Annotated in this window: 18 protein-coding genes; 8 read left to right on the top strand and 10 right to left on the bottom strand. The window is 37.5% G+C overall.

Annotated features, from left to right (window positions below; genetic code table 11):
• Window positions 1-157: 157 nt before the first annotated feature.
• Window positions 158-538, top strand: coding sequence for a helix-turn-helix transcriptional regulator (locus GHT08_RS20020; RefSeq protein WP_163583160.1), 381 nt, complete (start codon window positions 158-160; stop codon window positions 536-538).
• Window positions 539-703: 165 nt separating this feature from the next.
• Here the strand turns inward: GHT08_RS20020 and GHT08_RS20025 are convergent, their stop codons facing one another.
• Genes GHT08_RS20025 through GHT08_RS20035 form a run of 3 tightly spaced genes read right to left on the bottom strand, consistent with a single transcriptional unit; the run spans window position 704 to window position 4,608 of the window.
• The gene (locus tag GHT08_RS20025) at window positions 704-2,230 is read right to left on the bottom strand and encodes a response regulator transcription factor (RefSeq protein WP_163583161.1); all 1,527 of its coding nucleotides are present in this window, start codon (window positions 2,228-2,230) and stop codon (window positions 704-706) included.
• Between the two features lie 4 nt (window positions 2,231-2,234).
• Window positions 2,235-3,644 (bottom strand): sensor histidine kinase, encoded by a 1,410-nt coding sequence (locus GHT08_RS20030; protein WP_163583162.1) that lies wholly within the window; start codon window positions 3,642-3,644, stop codon window positions 2,235-2,237.
• Window positions 3,637-4,608 carry a sugar-binding protein gene (locus GHT08_RS20035; RefSeq protein WP_163583163.1) on the bottom strand — a complete coding sequence of 324 codons (972 nt, stop codon included), beginning with the start codon at window positions 4,606-4,608 and terminating at the stop codon, window positions 3,637-3,639. The genes GHT08_RS20030 and GHT08_RS20035 overlap by 8 nt, the downstream gene beginning before the upstream one ends.
• A 146-nt stretch (window positions 4,609-4,754) precedes the next feature.
• Between GHT08_RS20035 and GHT08_RS20040 the strand changes: the two genes are divergently transcribed.
• Both GHT08_RS20040 and GHT08_RS20045 read left to right on the top strand, forming a co-directional pair.
• Window positions 4,755-5,081, top strand: a complete 327-nt coding sequence (locus GHT08_RS20040) for a four-helix bundle copper-binding protein (protein WP_163583164.1) — start codon at window positions 4,755-4,757, stop codon at window positions 5,079-5,081.
• A 24-nt stretch (window positions 5,082-5,105) separates the two neighbouring features.
• Window positions 5,106-5,561, top strand: coding sequence for a DUF2188 domain-containing protein (locus GHT08_RS20045; RefSeq protein ID WP_163583165.1), 456 nt, complete (start codon window positions 5,106-5,108; stop codon window positions 5,559-5,561).
• 258 nt (window positions 5,562-5,819) lie between these two features.
• Here GHT08_RS20045 and GHT08_RS20050 read toward each other — a convergent pair whose 3' ends face one another.
• Both GHT08_RS20050 and GHT08_RS20055 read right to left on the bottom strand, forming a co-directional pair.
• On the bottom strand, window positions 5,820-6,638 hold the full coding sequence (locus GHT08_RS20050; protein WP_163583166.1) for a polysaccharide deacetylase family protein: 819 nt from the start codon (window positions 6,636-6,638) through the stop codon (window positions 5,820-5,822).
• A 70-nt stretch (window positions 6,639-6,708) separates the two neighbouring features.
• A complete protein-coding gene (locus GHT08_RS20055; RefSeq protein ID WP_163583167.1) occupies window positions 6,709-7,053 on the bottom strand; it encodes a DUF4260 domain-containing protein in 345 nt (114 codons plus the stop codon).
• A gap of 128 nt (window positions 7,054-7,181) precedes the next feature.
• Here GHT08_RS20055 and GHT08_RS20060 point away from each other — a divergent pair, with 128 nt between their 5' ends.
• Entirely contained in the window at window positions 7,182-7,568 is a 387-nt protein-coding gene (locus GHT08_RS20060; protein ID WP_202882539.1) for an ACT domain-containing protein, read from the top strand.
• A 140-nt stretch (window positions 7,569-7,708) separates the two neighbouring features.
• Here the strand turns inward: GHT08_RS20060 and GHT08_RS20065 are convergent, their stop codons facing one another.
• Complete coding sequence (locus GHT08_RS20065; RefSeq protein ID WP_163583168.1) at window positions 7,709-9,151, bottom strand: glycoside hydrolase family 1 protein; 1,443 nt, start codon at window positions 9,149-9,151, stop codon at window positions 7,709-7,711.
• Window positions 9,152-9,341: 190 nt separating this feature from the next.
• On the opposite strand from GHT08_RS20065, the gene GHT08_RS20070 reads away from it, so the two are divergent.
• Window positions 9,342-10,061 carry a MurR/RpiR family transcriptional regulator gene (locus GHT08_RS20070; RefSeq protein WP_163583169.1) on the top strand — a complete coding sequence of 240 codons (720 nt, stop codon included), beginning with the start codon at window positions 9,342-9,344 and terminating at the stop codon, window positions 10,059-10,061.
• Here GHT08_RS20070 and GHT08_RS20075 read toward each other — a convergent pair.
• Window positions 10,033-10,527: a metal-dependent hydrolase gene (locus tag GHT08_RS20075; RefSeq protein ID WP_163583170.1), complete on the bottom strand. Its 495-nt coding sequence runs from the start codon at window positions 10,525-10,527 to the stop codon at window positions 10,033-10,035. The two genes, GHT08_RS20070 and GHT08_RS20075, sit on opposite strands and share 29 nt — an antisense overlap.
• Before the next feature lie 144 nt (window positions 10,528-10,671).
• Between GHT08_RS20075 and GHT08_RS20080 the strand changes: the two genes are divergently transcribed.
• The gene (locus GHT08_RS20080) at window positions 10,672-11,622 is read left to right on the top strand and encodes a sodium:calcium antiporter (protein WP_163583171.1); all 951 of its coding nucleotides are present in this window, start codon (window positions 10,672-10,674) and stop codon (window positions 11,620-11,622) included.
• On the opposite strand, the gene GHT08_RS20085 is transcribed toward GHT08_RS20080, so the two are convergent.
• The 3 genes from GHT08_RS20085 to GHT08_RS20095 all read right to left on the bottom strand — a co-directional run bounded on the left by GHT08_RS20085 (window position 11,619) and on the right by GHT08_RS20095 (window position 14,677).
• Entirely contained in the window at window positions 11,619-12,065 is a 447-nt protein-coding gene (locus GHT08_RS20085; RefSeq protein WP_163583172.1) for a DUF1801 domain-containing protein, read from the bottom strand. The two genes, GHT08_RS20080 and GHT08_RS20085, sit on opposite strands and share 4 nt — an antisense overlap.
• A gap of 516 nt (window positions 12,066-12,581) precedes the next feature.
• Window positions 12,582-14,033: a flotillin family protein gene (locus GHT08_RS20090; RefSeq protein ID WP_163583173.1), complete on the bottom strand. Its 1,452-nt coding sequence runs from the start codon at window positions 14,031-14,033 to the stop codon at window positions 12,582-12,584.
• Window positions 14,034-14,047: 14 nt separating this feature from the next.
• Window positions 14,048-14,677 (bottom strand): NfeD family membrane protein, encoded by a 630-nt coding sequence (locus GHT08_RS20095; protein ID WP_475404885.1) that lies wholly within the window; start codon window positions 14,675-14,677, stop codon window positions 14,048-14,050.
• Between the two features lie 145 nt (window positions 14,678-14,822).
• On the opposite strand from GHT08_RS20095, the gene GHT08_RS20100 reads away from it, so the two are divergent.
• Both GHT08_RS20100 and opuFB read left to right on the top strand, forming a co-directional pair.
• A complete protein-coding gene (locus GHT08_RS20100) occupies window positions 14,823-15,776 on the top strand; it encodes an ABC transporter ATP-binding protein (RefSeq protein WP_163583175.1) in 954 nt (317 codons plus the stop codon).
• Window positions 15,769-17,280 carry an osmoprotectant update ABC transporter permease/substrate-binding subunit OpuFB gene (gene opuFB / locus GHT08_RS20105; protein WP_163583176.1) on the top strand — a complete coding sequence of 504 codons (1,512 nt, stop codon included), beginning with the start codon at window positions 15,769-15,771 and terminating at the stop codon, window positions 17,278-17,280. The genes GHT08_RS20100 and opuFB overlap by 8 nt, the downstream gene beginning before the upstream one ends.

Here is a 17,280-nt window from a genome sequence, read left to right on the forward strand (position 1 = left end):
TGGGAGTCTTCTCGCCTATTGCTGATAAAATACATCTTTCTGAAAAGCATCAAATTAAATTGGAGCAATACCTTGCAAACATACATCAAGAGTTGGAAGAAAAACAACCAGGATGCTCACACGCTTCCGTGTTAATTCTAATCATATATGATTAGAATTGTCTCGCCTTCATTCAAAACAGGATACAGAGGCTTCCGTAAAAAAAGATAACAATCGTGACTGGATAAATGATATCTTTTCATACATTGATCACCACCTGCAACATAACATCTCCCTGACTACTTTAGCCAACGAAGCCCTCGTCAGCCCTGCTCATTTTAGTCGCGTCTTCAAGGATATTACTGGTATGGGATTAACAGTCTATGTCAATAAAAAACGAATATTTAAAGCAAAGGAATTATTAATCACTACGAATTATACAATTTCTTATGTTGCAGAAAAGTGTGGATTCGAAAGCATCCCACACTTTTACCGGACTTTCAAAAAGTACATTGGTACAACACCAGCTCATTTTCGCAAGGAGAAAGTAACCAAATAAAGTGACTATAACAGTGGAGGTTTTGCCCCCACTTATCATTAGCGAACCTTATCAGGGTCTAAACCCCAACTTAGCTTTCTTGTGTTACTTAAAGCTTGAAGTTACGGGTTTACAGACGTTCAGCACCGTGATTTCCGTGCAAAAAATTCTCACACCCGTCCTTTTTCATGAATACTGCTTACGGTATTCACTCGGGCTCAATCCAGTCTCTTTCTTAAATACTCGACTAAAATAATTAGGATCCTTATATCCGACCGTTAAAGCAATTTCTTTTAATGATACCCGCTCATCTAATAATAAGTCTTTTGCCTTTGTCAGCCTAATTTGTGTCACATACTCAACAAAAGTAATTTGAAAATGCTCTTTAAACAATTTACTGAAGTAATAAGAACTTAGCCCCACTATCTCAGCTACTTCTTCCAATGTTATATTTCTTTGATAATGAGCTTCAATATATTCCTTTGCCTGCATTAACAGACCATGAACTCCAGTAGAACGCCATTCACGTATCTGCTTCATAACTCTTTGCAAGTGAGCCTTGGCAGCTTCCCTGATCTGTGTCGCTGTTTCAAACTGATCAAAGCTCATTTGGATATTCCGATCCAGACCTAGCTCTTTGGTCATTCTTGTTAAGATAATAAAAAAGTTTTCGATTGTCTTTTGGATGATTCGGACCTGATAATTTGCATTCTGTTGTACAGATTGGAAATAGCGGTCAAATAAAAACGTCCCCTGCTGACTATCTCCTTTTTTAATGACTTCTAGTAATTCTTTCTCTTCTTCAAAATGGATCCATTCTTTTCTTTTTTCAGCCATTTGTTCTGTATAGACTTGATATTTAGCGCCAGAGTGGGTTTGCACTTGCTCTAAAGCATATAGTGCTTCTTGATAGGACCTGGAAAAGTCCTGTAAATCAGTAATAACTGCTCCTACCCCAACACAGAGCTGACAGTCACGTAATTCACGCTGTATATCCTGTATGACATCTCTGGCAAATTGATCCATTCGATAATCACCATACTTTACGAAAACTGGAACTTGATAACCTGTGAGCGGTCCTACAAAAACATCATAAGGTAATCTTGATAAACCGTCTTTTAGTGTGTGATACCAGTTGCTTTTCTGTTGACGGTCAGGTCTAAGCATCTCTGCCTGAAAAGAAAATACTGCGGCAAAGCCCTTTGTATTCTCGACATCTAGCCATTTCGTCCAATCTTCTGCGTTGAACTCATGGACATGATCCATCATCAGCGTTAAGATAAATTCCATTTCTACCAATGCACTTGCTTGTTCTAATCGTTCATTTAGCTCATTTTTTTCAGATAGCTCCACAACCATCCGATCGTAAGCTTCTAATACTTCTGATACTTTGCTCGGCTTTAACAGGTATTCTTTTATGCCAAATTTCATGGCTCGTTTAGCATATTGAAACGTATCAAATGCAGATACCATGATACATTTTGTTTCCGGAATCATCTGAAGAATTTGTTCAATTGCTACCAAACCATCAAATTCTGGCATTTTAATGTCCATAAAAATAATATCAGGTCGATGTGTTGTGGCAAACTCAACTGCTTCTTTACCGTTTTTTGCTTCTGCAATAATTTCAGCATTTGATCTGTTCCGTTCTAAAATCATCCGGATGCCTTCTCGTTCAATGGCCTCATCATCTACAAGCATAACTTTTATCATTTTGTCACCCCTTTCGTAGCTTAATGGTTACTTTAGTTCCTTTGCCAACCTCTGATCGAATAGACACTTCACTTTCTTTATCAAATAACTTGAGGCGATCGATTACATTGCGCATGCCAATCCCTGTCGAATGCCCTTTTCTATTCGTTTCTGTATTCTCATCTGCTGTTAATAAACGATCAATCGTTTCCTGATCCATCCCTACTCCGTTATCGGTTATTTCAATCCAGACTTTTCCATTCTTTTGATAAATGGCAAGGGTTATTTCTGCACCATCTGCCATTTCCTCAATACCATGCATGAAGGCATTCTCAATAATAGGCTGTAACGTCAGGCAAGGTATTGGGGTTTGTAAACATTCTTCCTCGATATCCTGATCGAATGTCACCCTATCACCGAACCTCGTTTTTTGTATGAAAAAGTATTCCTTCACGATCTCTACTTCATCTTTCAAATAGGTTTCTCTATCTAAACTACCGATATTATAACGTAACAACGCCGAAACAGACGAGATTAAATCACTGGTTCGTTCTGCTCCCTCAATATAGGATGTTTTGGAAATCGTGTTTAATGTATTAAATAGAAAATGAGGATTAATTTGATTTTGCAAGCTCTTCAATTCCATTTCCTTTAACAATTGAGACATCCGGGCTTTTTCCTTCATTTCCCGAATCGCCTCGACGATATTCCATTTCATTTGATTAAATGTTTCTGTCAATATTTTTAGTTCATCCTTTTGTGGCACAACGACATCTTCTACTGTATAATTTCCCTGCGAAATTTCCTTGGCAGCACCAGTTAGGCGTTCAATCGCCCTTGTAATGCCATTAGAGAACCATAAGGCAAACAAAATACTAAGGATGATCACCGAAATAAAAATAGCAGTCCCCATATTTTTCGAATATTTAACACGTTGGTCTTCCAGTTCTATTAAATTCTGATAAACGGTAAGCTCTGAATTAATTAATTCTAAGGTTTTCTCATGAATATAAGTTGCACTATTATCTGCTTCATTCAAATAATAGGAGTATTGCTCAATATCATCTTGTGCTACCCCCTCTGCAGTTAAATCGGTTAATTCTAAGAAGCTTGTTAATAAATGGACATAGTTTTTCTTATCTATACTTTCTTCAGCAGCTATCTCAAACCGCTCTTGTAATTCGTTTAATTGTTGCTTGTCCTCCTCATAATATTGGAGGTTTTCTTCTGTTGGCTCATGGACATAAATTTGCAGTGATTGATATGTCTGATCTGTAATATTTGTTATTTCATTTAATAAAAAATAATGATCAGAACGTTCATCATGTAATTCAACAATTCTTTGCGCGCTTTGTTCACGAATGAAAAATAAAATAATCACTAATAACAGAATAGCAGCGAAGTATATGAGTAGTTTTGTTCTAATCCTAATCATCAATATCCTCTTTTCTAACTACAGATGCATTCGTGTGGTAAACATCCTGTACTTCTTGATTATTCATCAAGTCCAGCATTAACTCCACACTGCGATTTCCCATTTCATATGGTTTTTGCCCAATTAATACATCCATTTTTCCCTCTTCCAAAAGTGCAATGTTCGCTGGTAATACATCGAAAGCAATCATATATAGGGATTCTTCTACTCCCAACGATTCAGCAGCAGCAACCATACCAATCCCATCTAATGCACTTGTTCCATATAACGCGGTAATATCAGGATAATCACTTAACATATTGTGCGTCTTCTCTTCCGCAACTACTCTCGTAATATTCGACTCTTCAACCGCAACAATATCAATACCTGGCTCTTGTTCGACAACATCTCTAAATCCATCGACACGTAATTGATGATGAGCGTTTTCAAAACTACCTGTGATGATCCCTACAGTAGCTTCACCACCCGTATCTTCAAGCAATGCCTTACCAGCTAGTTTTCCAGCTTCATAATTATCCGTTCCGATATAAGTCGACCGTTTACTTTCCGGTGCATCAGTATCAATCGTTATAACCGGAATTCCCTGATCTACTGCTTGATTAATAACTGGTAGAAATTCATCATTCAACGCTTGAACAATAATGCCGTCCACTTTCGATTTCATCGCAATGTCTAGAAGCTTCAATTGTTCTTCTGGATTTGAACGCCTCGGCCCCTCATACTCGATAAACACATCATATTTTTCTTCCATATCTTTTGCCCCTTCACCAACTAATCGCCAGTAATCATGATCCATTTCTTCTCCAATCAGAGCAAAATGATAAGTTGGCACCTGTTCTTTCGAAGTCGCATCATTAATCTTGGATTGGAATGCTTTAGATTGTATATAAAAGTATATCGAAAAGCTCACAGCTACAACAAAGCACGAAATAAGAATAATATTCATTAACTTACTATTTCTCATGTCACCCTCCTGTGTTCCAATGATGATACGAATTATAATAGCACACCAATTCTGAAACGAAAACCAACTGCATCCAAGTTTAGTCGTCCTAAATATGGGAATCGTACATTATGTAAGCACCATACTACGATTGGAGGTTAGAATCAATGATTGATCAAAAGTACCAAAAACTACTGGATACTTTACACATTTGCATGACGAAATGTAACCATTGTTTTAATGCGTGCTTAAAAGAAGAAAATGTCGACATGATGACGAACTGCATTCAACTTGATCGTGAATGTGCGGAGATTTGTAGCTATTTAAAGGCAGCTATCACAAGAAATTCCCCGTTTATTAAGCTATTAGCTGCTGTTTGTGCAGAAATTTGTCAAACATGCGGAGAGGAATGTAACAGACATCATCACGATCATTGCCAAAGATGTGCGGATGCTTGCTTCCATTGTGCAAAAGTTTGTAGAGAAGTTTCCTAACCTACCATTGAGAGGAGTGATACCATGCCATGGGATACAAGCGATTATCCAAGTTCATTGAAAAACTTAGAAACTCCCATCAGAAAGAAAGCGATTGATATCGCCAATGCAATGATCGATGAAGGATACAAGGAAGGTCAGGCTATTCCGATCGCAACCGAACAGGCAAAAGAATGGTATGAAAATGCATCTGATAAAGAGATTCAACAAGCGAAACAAATGAGTGACGAAGAGCTTAGGAGGCGCGATCAAGATGCACAAAATAGTAGACCCGAGCTATTGGAAAAAGGCGAGCATGTCATTCCACATGAAAATGGCTGGGCTGTAAAAGTACAAGACGCCAAACAAGCTTCTTATGTTTTCGACAATAAACAGGAAGCTATCGAGAGGGCAAAAGAAATTGCCACTAATAAAGGAACCGCTGCTATAATCCATAAAAAAGACGGTTCCATTCAAGAAAAAGTAACTTTCTCAGAATAATAGCATAACTACTTGAGCATCGAGTATCAGATTAAATCATTCATGGCCAACAACCAAGGAAAAAGCGGTGAAGAAAACAAACAAAACCAACAAAGAATATGACCGCCAAGGAAAATTTGCAAAAGGCGATCAGAAAAATAGCGAAAATGATAATAATTAATATAAGAAGGCTGACCAGAGATATCTCACACACTTTGGTCAGCCTATTTCTTGGTAGTTAAAATGATTGAACTTAAATAATCGTAACCATAGGACTGATTATTTCCAGATCTCTTCTTTTACCAAATCCACTTGTCTACCTCCCGGCACTTCCACCATCCGTTCATCAACACTTAGCCAAACGGATTGAGCTGATGGGTTATAGACAAGCTGACTATTTGCTGAAAAATGCAGCCTCCTAAATGCCTTGATATAATCAACAATTTCCATATTGGTTGCATACCAAATATCTTCTTTGCCTCCAATAAATTCGGAGAACTGTTCGATTAATTCCCAATTATCATCATGATCAAATTCATAGCTATGTCCCCACACATAAAACATATATAAATATTGTTTCTTATGTAAGGAAACAAACTCTTCTGCCAGTTGTAAAAGATTTTGGTTATGATGACACGTTGGATTCCATTCGATACAATCATCTGGCATGCTGAAGTTGCCTGTACTATTTACTGTTCTTGCATATTCGATCCCTAAATAGGGCAGTACTTCTTTTATTAAAGAGTTATAAGAACCATTCGGATAGGATAGCCCTCTTACCGGGTAACCTGCTAGTTCTTCCAGCTTTTTTCGATCTTCCATTACTTCTTCTATGAACTGTTCTTTCGGAGAACGTGCAATGGTAGGGTGTGTGACCGTATGTGCTGAAACTTCATGCCCTTGATATAATGACGCTATTTCTTCTGCTGGTATTCTGTCTCCTTCTCCAAGCAGGCCAGAATTCAAGTGAAAAGACCCTTTAATCCCATAACGATTAAAGATATCGACTAAACGTCTGTCCGCCGCTTTCCCATCATCATAGCTCATTGTTAATACTTTGAATTTTCCTTTCGGAAAAGTCATCACCACTTTTGGCATTTGATTTTCATCTCCTTTTTTAACCGCTTTCATTTATATTGTAATGTATATGAACCGAAATATCTGCTATTTAAACCCGATCGAAATGCGTATCCTTAAAACCACTAGAATACTTTAATCCATAGCCCACCATTCGATCCATCCCAATATGTGCCGTCCAAATTAAACTGATCGCCAATAACAAATCATGAAAAAGAAAACCGATGACGACACCACAAAGCGAAAGAACATACGTATGAAAAAGGTTATAGATAATAGAACCGACCTTATTGTTAATCAAATATCCTAGCATTGCAAGATCTGGAGCCAGTAATAATAGAACTAGCATCAGCCAACCAAACGAGAAATAAAAATATGCATAAAGACTTAATGCAAAAACTGCCGTTCCTTCTAAATGTAACAATAATTTATTCACAGTACACCGCCTTCTTTTTATCTTACAACCATTCTACTACAAATCATGATTAGAAATGATTAAAATTACGTTAATTTTGCCTTATAATAGTACTAGCTCACTATTTTCTAAACAAAAGGGGAAAACAAATGAACTTTTCGATATTACACAATCAGTATTCTGTTATTAAATTAGCACCGCAAGAAAGCATTCCAACTCACCTGATGCAAACTGCTGAGCTAGTTTCCGTCTCCTATACGAAAGAGGAATGCTCAATCGTTTGTAATAGTAACATAACGTTTGATGATCATATTGTTATCGATCGTGAAGATGGATGGCGTTGCTTAAAAATTGAGGGAGTGCTTGATTTTGCGCTTACAGGGATATTAGCCAACATAGCGACCACTCTTGCTAATCATGACATTAGCATTTTTGCTCTATCTACGTTTAATACAGATTATATTTTAATAAAGGAAGAAAAGCTGGAAAAGGCGACAGCAGTGCTAACTGAGGCTGGACATCACGTGAGTAATTAGGCGGAGCGTTGCCAATATACATCAAACATTTCAACATAACTACTTGGCTTAACGCAGTCATTGTACTGATTTTATACTTTCTTTGCTAACCAAAAAGAAGAAGAGGTGCTAGCCCCTTCTTCATAATAAGCTATATTCTTTTATAACTCTTTTCCATTAGTATCAATCACATTTTGATACCAGTAGAATGATTTCTTTCTGCTTCGCTCTAGCTTTCCGTTTCCTTCATCATCTTTGTCTACATAAATAAAACCATAGCGCTTAGACATTTCACCTGTTGATGCACTTACTAAATCAATACAACCCCAAGCGGTATAGCCCATTAAATCAACACCTTCTTCTATTGCTTCACCCATTGCAACAATGTGATCACGCAAATATTCAATGCGGTAATCATCACGGATAGAGCCGTCTTCTTCTACTACGTCTTTTGCGCCAAGTCCGTTTTCAACGACAAAAAGTGGTACACGATAACGGTCATATAATTGATTTAAAGCGATTCTCAAACCAGTTGGGTCGATCTCCCAACCCCAGTCACTTGCTTTCAAGAAAGGATTTCTTACACCAGACATAATATTACCATCCGCTTGTTCTTCACCCGTTTTTAGTTTCTTTTCTGTACGGGACATATAGTAGCTGAAACCAATATAATCAACCGTATGTTCTTTCATTAGTTCTAAATCGCCTTCTTTGATATCTAACTCGATATTATGTTCTTTGAAGTAACGAGTCATAAACGCAGGATATTCACCACGGACTTGCACATCTGCACAATAATAATTAAACAGACGCTCTTCCTCTAGCGCATGCATAACATTTTCCGGATTAGCATCATATGGATAAACTGGCGCATATAAAATCATACAACCAATTTGGGCATCTGGAATTATCTCATGACAAGCTTTTACCGCTAAACTGCTTGCAACAAACTGGTGGTGAAATGCTTGGAATGTTGGCGTATATTTATCCTCTTCCTTTTGGATCGAGAAACCGAGCCCCATAATTGGCATGATTAGTCCACTGTTAATCTCGTTAAATGTCATCCAGTATTTCACTTTGTTTTGATAACGCTCCAAAATTGTTTTGGCATAACGCTCAAAGAAAGTCACCACTTCTCGGCTTCGCCAACCACCATAATTCTTGACTAAATTAACCGGCATTTCATAATGAGATATGGTGACCACTGGTTCAATATTGTGTTTATGCAGTTCATCAAACACCCGGTCATAAAATGCTAGTCCTTCCTCATTGGGTTCTGTCTCATCACCGTTAGGAAAAATTCTTGTCCAGGCGATCGACATTCGAAATACTTTAAAGCCCATTTCTGCAAACAGCGCAATATCTTCCTTGTAACGATGGTAAAAATCAATAGCCTCATGATTCGGATACGTATATTTCTCCGCATTTACTTCAAAGTTAAAACCTGGCTCTTTTAAGATATTTAGCCGGCCTTTTCCACCTGGTAAAACATCTGCTATATTTAAGCCTTTATTTCCTTCATGAAAGCCACCTTCAATTTGGTTAGCTGCAGTAGCACCACCCCACAGAAAATTTTCTGGGAATTGATACGTTTTTGTTGGCATGACGTAACCTCCTGTTATCCAATTCTATTTGTATTATAGTTTGGATTATAAGCAAGGTAAATATGATTTCATCTTTCTGTTGTATATAACAACTTCCGTAACATGTTTCGCTAATGTAACAACCTGTAACATTTTCTATGATTATGCTAAAATAAGAAAAAACTATTTATGAAGAAGGGATTCTACCTCGATGTTTACCCATGAAATGATTGCTTCCTTTAACGAATTGGAATTAGAATTGTATAACTATATATCTAAAAACAGTGAAAAAGTAGCTTATATGAGAATTCGTGAATTAGCGGATGAAACACATGTATCGACAGCAACGATTTTACGCTTCTGTCGTAAAATAGATTGTGATGGCTTTTCCGAATTTAAGGTGAAACTAAAAATGCAATTAGAAGAAAATAAGCGGACAGTTATAAAAAGTCCTCAACATTCCATTACAGAATTCTTCGAACGAACACTATCCGGCGATCTAGAGGAACAGATGGATAAAGCAGCCAAGTTAATAACAAAAGCAGAAAGTGTGATTTTCACTGGGATCGGCAGCTCCGGTATTCTAGCAGAATATGGAGCAAGATATTTTTCCAGCATGGGGAAGTTTTCGGTCTATATCAAAGATCCTCATTATCCGATTCATGCTAAATTTCGCTATAACAGTGTAACCATTGTACTCTCGGTGTCGGGAGAAAACCCTTTTACCGTAACTCAAGTTAATCAGCTCAAACAGGAAGGCAGCCAGATTGTTAGCATAACGAATCATAAATTATCTACAATAGCAAAAATATCAGATGTAAACCTAGCGTATTATGTTACAGAAGAATGGTTCCAAGATTCCAATGTCACCACACAAGTTCCAGTTGTTTATATTTTGGAATCTATGGCACGAAAAATAAAGAAGTCATAAGGGCGATGTCCTTTCCAAAGTATATAGTCAGCAAAGTCAGCCCTAATAAAACAAGATTTTCTACTGTACCACCGGTTTTTGTTGTGAATGGAAATCTTACGGTAATGTTTACTGGATAAAGTAATTTTATTCCTTGCTTTGTCATAGAATCTAATAGGAAGTGGCTGATCATTCCAATAACGACACCTATAATGAATGATTTATTACTAGTTATTAGCGATAATACAAATCCAACTAACAGTAAAAATAATAGACTATGCGTAAAAGTACGATGACCAAATAACGTATTAATCACTTTAGACAAGAGTGGAAATTTTCGGCCAATTTTACTTCCCCCATGACATATGTCTGGTATTAACCCCCCTATAGCTCCTGCAAATATAAACCATGCAGGGTCATAATCTGTAAAAGTGGCCATCACAGTAGTTGCTGCGATCCCACCCATAATATGTGTTTTTCCTGTCATAATATTATATCTCCTTTTCATGTTGCGGATAAAATTATGTAATGAAGGCATTTATCATACCATATCGATGCTTGTCTATCAAGAATATATGTTCGCTATTCGTTTAAAATCTTTTATAGTTTAATCATTTTGGGGAGGATAGTCATGACATTCATTGTATTTTTCCTGGCAGCTATCATAGTAATTTTCGCTGCCATTCAATTAAATAAATATGGAGACGTCATTAATCAAAAATCAACACTAAGTGGGGCTATGATAGGGACCTTTCTAATTGGTGGGGCAACAAGTTTACCTGAATTAACAACTAGTTTAACTGCTGTCTATATTGACAATGCCGATATTGCCGTTGGAAATATGTTAGGTAGCAATGTGTTTAACATTTTGATTTTAATGGCATTTGATCTTATTTACCGAAAAAAAAGAGTATTTAATAGATTAGAACAAAGCACACATCTCCCGGTTGCAAAAGCCGGATTTGTAATGACTGCCTTATTAGTTATTGCCATTCTTTGGGACAACTCTCCTAGCTTTTTTCATATTGGTTTCGAGATGTATCTACTGATTATTCTTTATTTATTTGTTGTGAAGAAACTCGATCATGAGGAAGAAGATATTGAGGTAACATCTGATTTAACATTAAAACAAGGAGTCATTCGTTTTATCTTCGCCGCGATTACCGTCTTTCTTGCTGGTAGTACTTTAACTATTTCCGGCGACGAAATTGCTGATCAAACAGGAATGAACTCCAGTTTTGTCGGAAGCTTCTTAATTGCTGCGGCAACCTCTTTACCTGAATTAGTCACTGTACTTGCAGCATTTCAGATGGCCAAATACTCTCTTGCTATTGGTGCCATTTTAGGTAGTAACCTATATAATCTGCAACTACTAGTGATTACAGACATCTTCCACCAAAAAGGTGCAATTTTAAATATGACAAGCCTATCAAATGCAATGACAGCTTTACTTGGACTGATGATGATCTTCTTAACTATCTATGCATTACAGCGACCAATAGTCAAAAATGTAATCATCTATGCATTACCATCAGTAACAACTATTGTTCTATATTTTATCGCTACCTACATCATGTTTTAATCTGTCCTACTTTTATACATCTCGATCCATTCATCCACTGTTATTTTGGTGGATAGTTCACCAAGCAACTCGAAAGGAACTTTTTTAGGATTTGTAAATCGAATACAGCTTTTACCCATATTTAATTTAGTAGACATGTGATTAGGATATTCCTTGTGAAACCAGTCAAGCAATTCCTCATCAGCATAGATGGCCATATGATAGACAGCGATATGCTTCTTTTGTGCTGCAATACTTATAAAAGGGAGTGGTGTACCTTCCTGGACATGGTATCCTTTAGGAAATGTTGCCAATGGAACAACGAATGAAGGCATGCCATATTGCATTTCAAGTGCAAAACCATCTGGAATGTTCTCATCGATCACATGATAAAGTCTAGTAAACGGTTCGTGCCATTTTTCTTCTTTATCTTTTAAATATGTTTGAATGATAGCTTCTGACATCAATACTCCTCCTCATTTTTCTTTCTATTGTAGCACAGAAGGATTGCGAACTTCGGTATCTTACAGACATTTGGATAGGATTTTGCTAATTTTTGTCCCTAATACTCTTTCTTATGGACACCTTTCGATATCATTGTTTGTTTTGTCTATAAGAGATAACTATTGGATAATAAAAAGATTTACCATTTCTCTAGCATTCATTATGAAATAATTGAACAGCTTGACCACCGCTCCGGCTGCCCACCTCCCTTTCCGTGGGGTTTGCCCTTCAGCTAACTTTTTCAAGCAAAACCCGCTCGAAAAAGTGGATCTTCAGGTCAAACGATTCCCACAGGAGTGAAAGTGGGCGGCCTTCGCTAAGTATTGTTCTACAACATATGATAGAGCTAAAAACTTGGATTATTATCCCTTAAAAGTGCTAAAATATAACATTGAAATCTCTATAAAAGTTAGAATACCAATGTTTATATACTTCTTTACAAGAAAAAAAGGATAGGCTTAACCTATCCTTTTTGTTTATTCTCCGTTCGTTACTTCTGGACTTTCTGTTTTTGCCTTAGCTAAACTATCCTTGATTTTGGATTCGTTATTGGATGCGACATTATCTAACATCCCTTTTAAGTCAACACCAGATACATCTTTTAATGTTTCTGGCAATTGGCTCATTAATTTAGTTACATAATTACTCATTCGCGTTGCACCATCGCCATCGCCTTTTCCATTATCAACAACTGTTACCTTGTCAATAGAACGGACAGGTTCAGCAATTTTTCCAGCAAATTCAGGAAGCATGTTGATAATCATTTCGAGGATCGCTGCCTCGCCATATTTCTCCATTGCTTCGGCAATTTTTTCTTTCGCTTCTGCCTCTGCTAAACCTTTTTGACGGATAGCATCTGCTTCGGCTTCCCCGTCCAAGCGTATTTGTTCAGCTTCTGCTTCGGCATTTTTTACGCGAGCAACTTTGTCTGCTTCTGCTTTTTGTTCAGCCGCATAACGCTCTGCCTCTGCCTTTTTGGAGATTTCCGCTTCATATTGACGTTGCTTACGAAGTACTTCTTTTTCGTCGATTTCAATTTGTTTATTTTTCTCAACCAATTGGATTTGCATTTCTTCTTGTTTAACTTGTTGTTCTGATTTTGCTCCTTGTAATTTATAAGCCATATCCGCTTCTGCTTTAGCCGTGTCTTGATCGCGCTTATAAGCTGCTACTTTTAGTTCTTTCTCTTTTGTGGATTCGGCAATTTGCGTTTCGCTTAATAGCTCTGCACTTTGACTTTCGCGTTCTGCTGAAGCTTTTTGAATACGAGCATCTCTCATTGCATTTGCTTCAGCAATTTGGGCGTCTCTTTTTACTTCCGCAATACGCGGCTTTCCTAGTGCTTCCAAATAACCATTTTCGTCTTGCACATCTTTAATGGTGAAAGAGACAATTTGCAGCCCCATTTTCTTTAAATCAACAGCCGCTTGCGTTTGTACCTCTTGTGCGAAGCGTTCTCGGTTTTTGTAGATTTCCTCTACTGTCATCGTTCCTAAGATTGCTCGCAAATGACCTTCCAATACTTCTTGCGCTTCTTTGCGAAGTTCGGAATCGTCTTTCCCTAGGAATTGTTCCCCTGCTGTTGCAATTCCTTCTGTTGTACTTTGCACTTTGATAATCGCTGTTCCATCCGCCATTACTGGTACGCCATTCTCGGTGTAAACATTCGGTGTAGAGATATCTAAACTATGAGAACGTAAGCTAATGTTTTCTTTCTGCTGGAAAACCGGCAGGATAAAGGCACCGCCACCACGGACGATCTTAATGCCTCCTCCATCATCTGTTCTGTGTACGTTCTTGCTCCCTAAAAAACTACCTGTTACGATCATAGCATCATCTGCGCCTACTGTTTTATAGCGAGCTGCAAATAGAATTGCAAATGCTAGGATAACCGCAACGACGACACCTATAACAATCAAAAAGTCCATTCTTAGCCTCCTAATTAAAGTTCATCTAGTTCTGAAACATATAAAATCTGATCTTCAACCTTTACAACAACAACTTGTTGTCCTTGCTTAATAATCGTTTGATCAAAGCTTTTGGCAGTTTCATTACGACTACCACTTGTAGAGGAAATGAATACTTCTCCCATACCTTGAGCAGGAATGGTAGTAATCACCTCACCAACTTTCCCTTCTAGATCATGAATGGATATAGAAGTAGAGGACTCAGCATTCGACATCGGAATCACAAGGAAATAGTAAATAAGTAAATATGCTCCTATTCCTATTAATATACTAATAAGTAAGACATAAATATCGTTTAAAGAAGAATATTTAGTAAGTAAAACACCTGCTCCTCCAATAACAGATAAAGTACCAAAGACTAGTAATGGATTGAAAAAGTCTCCTAAACTATCAAATACGCTATCTAAGATTCCATCTAAAACATTACCTAGTAACAAAGAAAGAATGGCAACTGCCAAACTCCCCCATAGTATCCACCAATAAATATCTAGTACTCCAATATGTACACCTCCTGATGAATGACTTAATAATATATACGAACCAAAAGGAAAAAAGTTCCCATTTTTTATAAAGAACAGGAACAGAGTATGTATATTTCTTGATATTTTACCATATTCATACGATTATCGCCATCTTTCGCCAGCACTCTTCAACAGTTATTAAAAAAACTTTTCTTTATCTTACATGAACCCCATATGATATGCTAAAAGTAGAAAGTATCGATAAACACGAATAAGGGAGTTTATTAGTATGATCACGTTCGAGAATGTATCCAAGCAATTTACTGATGGTACAAAAGCTGTCGATAGTGCGAGTTTCTCCATTGAAAAAGGAGAATTTTTTGTACTGATCGGCCCTAGTGGCTGTGGAAAAACGACGACACTGAAAATGATGAATCGACTCATTCCACTTTCAACAGGTACCATTTACATCGATAATAAGAGAATTAGTGATTATAACATCCATGCATTAAGATGGAATATCGGCTATGTCCTCCAGCAAATTGCGCTTTTTCCACACATGACCATCGAAGAAAACATTGCTATTGTTCCAGAAATGAAAAATTGGGACAAGGATGACATAAAAAACCGCACAAATGAATTATTACAAATGGTCGGTCTTGATCCTGATACATATCGCAACCGCCAGCCACATGAACTTTCAGGTGGCGAGCAACAGCGAGTGGGAGTTATTCGCGCCTTAGCGGCAGACCCAGATATTATCCTAATGGATGAACCATTTAGTGCATTAGATCCAATCAGCAGAGAAAAATTGCAAGAAGATATCATCGATTTACAACAAAAAATCAATAAAACGATTGTATTTGTTACTCATGATATCCAAGAAGCGCTTAAGCTTGCAGACAGAATCTGCATCATGAAAGAAGGGAAAATCGTGCAGCTCGGTAGTCCAAAAGAAATCCTGACTAATCCTGTTAATGATTTTGTCCGTGACTTTATAGGTTCTACTAACAGCATTGGTGCCACTTTTCATTTAAACGATATGATGCAACCTGCAAGTGACGGAAAACCGTCTATGACAATTGACGCCTCCGCTTCCCTTGAAGAAGTTTTAGATATGTTATCCAAGGAAGAAACCATTTACGTTACATCAAAGGGGAAAACTGTTGGACAAGTAAATCGACAAACATTGGTACAATACTTATCCTCCTCTTTAAAAGAAGGGCGGGGAGAATATGTCTGATTTCTATGACGTGTTCCAAGGTAGACACGGCCAATTATGGCAAGCATTGTTGGAACATATCCAAATATCGTTCATTGCCTTATTGTTCGCTGTATTCATTTCAATTCCTATCGGTATCTACTTGACCAAAAAGGAAAAAATTGCAGAAGCTATCATTGGAACTACCGCCGTTTTACAAACCATACCTTCCTTAGCTTTATTAGGCCTTTTCATCCCTTTATTCGGTATCGGCAAAGTACCAGCAATCATCGCATTAATTATTTATGCGTTATTACCAATCTTGCGCAACACGTATACAGGGATTAAAGAAGTAGATAGTTCCTTAATCGAAGCTGCAACAGCAATGGGAATGAATCGATCAAAAAGACTGATGAAAGTAGAACTCCCTCTCGCAATGCCAGTGATTATGGCTGGGATCAGAACAGCCATGGTTTTAATCGTCGGTACAGCGACACTTGCTGCTTTAATAGGAGCCGGTGGTTTAGGAGATATCATTTTGCTAGGGATCGATCGCAATAACACATCACTTATTATCTTAGGTGCAATACCTGCTGCACTTTTAGCCATTGTTTTTGACTTTTTATTAAGGAAGATGGAGCAATTTTCTTTCAAACAATCCATCGTGACGATCATTCTAATTATCATTATTTCTTTACTATTTATCATTGTGCCGAACGTAATGAAAAATAATCAAGATACCTTTGTCATCGGCGGAAAGCTCGGTGCTGAACCGGAAATATTAATTAATATATACAAAATATTAATTGAAGAAGAAACAGATCTGCAGGTAGAATTAGAACCCGGACTAGGCAAGACTTCCTTTTTGTTTGACGCATTGCAATCAGGAAGCATTGATATCTATCCGGAATTTACTGGAACAGCATTATCGCAATTTTTAAATGAGACTGCCTCAAGTAATGATGCAGAAGAGGTATATCATCAAGCACATGATGGATTATTAGAAAAATATGACCTGAAATTCTTACAGCCTATGCAATATAACAATACATACACATTAGCAGTACCAGAGGAATTTGCCGAACAACATCATTTAGAGACTATTTCTGATTTGCAAGGAATAGAAAACGAGGTGCAGGCAGGGTTTACGCTCGAGTTCTCTGATCGAGAAGATGGCTATTTAGGAATTCAGGAACTCTATGGAATAAACTTCCCTAACGTTACCACGATGGAACCTCAACTTCGATATGCAGCGATCGAAGAAGGTGATGTCAATCTAATTGATGCTTATTCTACGGACAGTGAATTAAGGAGATACCAATTACAAGTGTTGGAGGATGATAAAGGGCTTTTTCCACCTTATCAAGGGGCACCCCTACTAAGACAAGAAACACTGGATCGTTATCCTGAACTAGAGGAAATACTTAACCAACTCGCGGGGAAAATTACCGATGATCAAATGCGGGAAATGAACTACCAAGTAGCCGTCGAAGGAAAGAGTGCATATGAAGTAGCAAAATCTTACTTAGAAGAAGAAGGGTTATAA

The organism is Gracilibacillus saliphilus (genome assembly GCF_010994085.1).
Classification (GTDB): Bacteria; Bacillota; Bacilli; order Bacillales; family Amphibacillaceae; genus Gracilibacillus; species Gracilibacillus lacisalsi.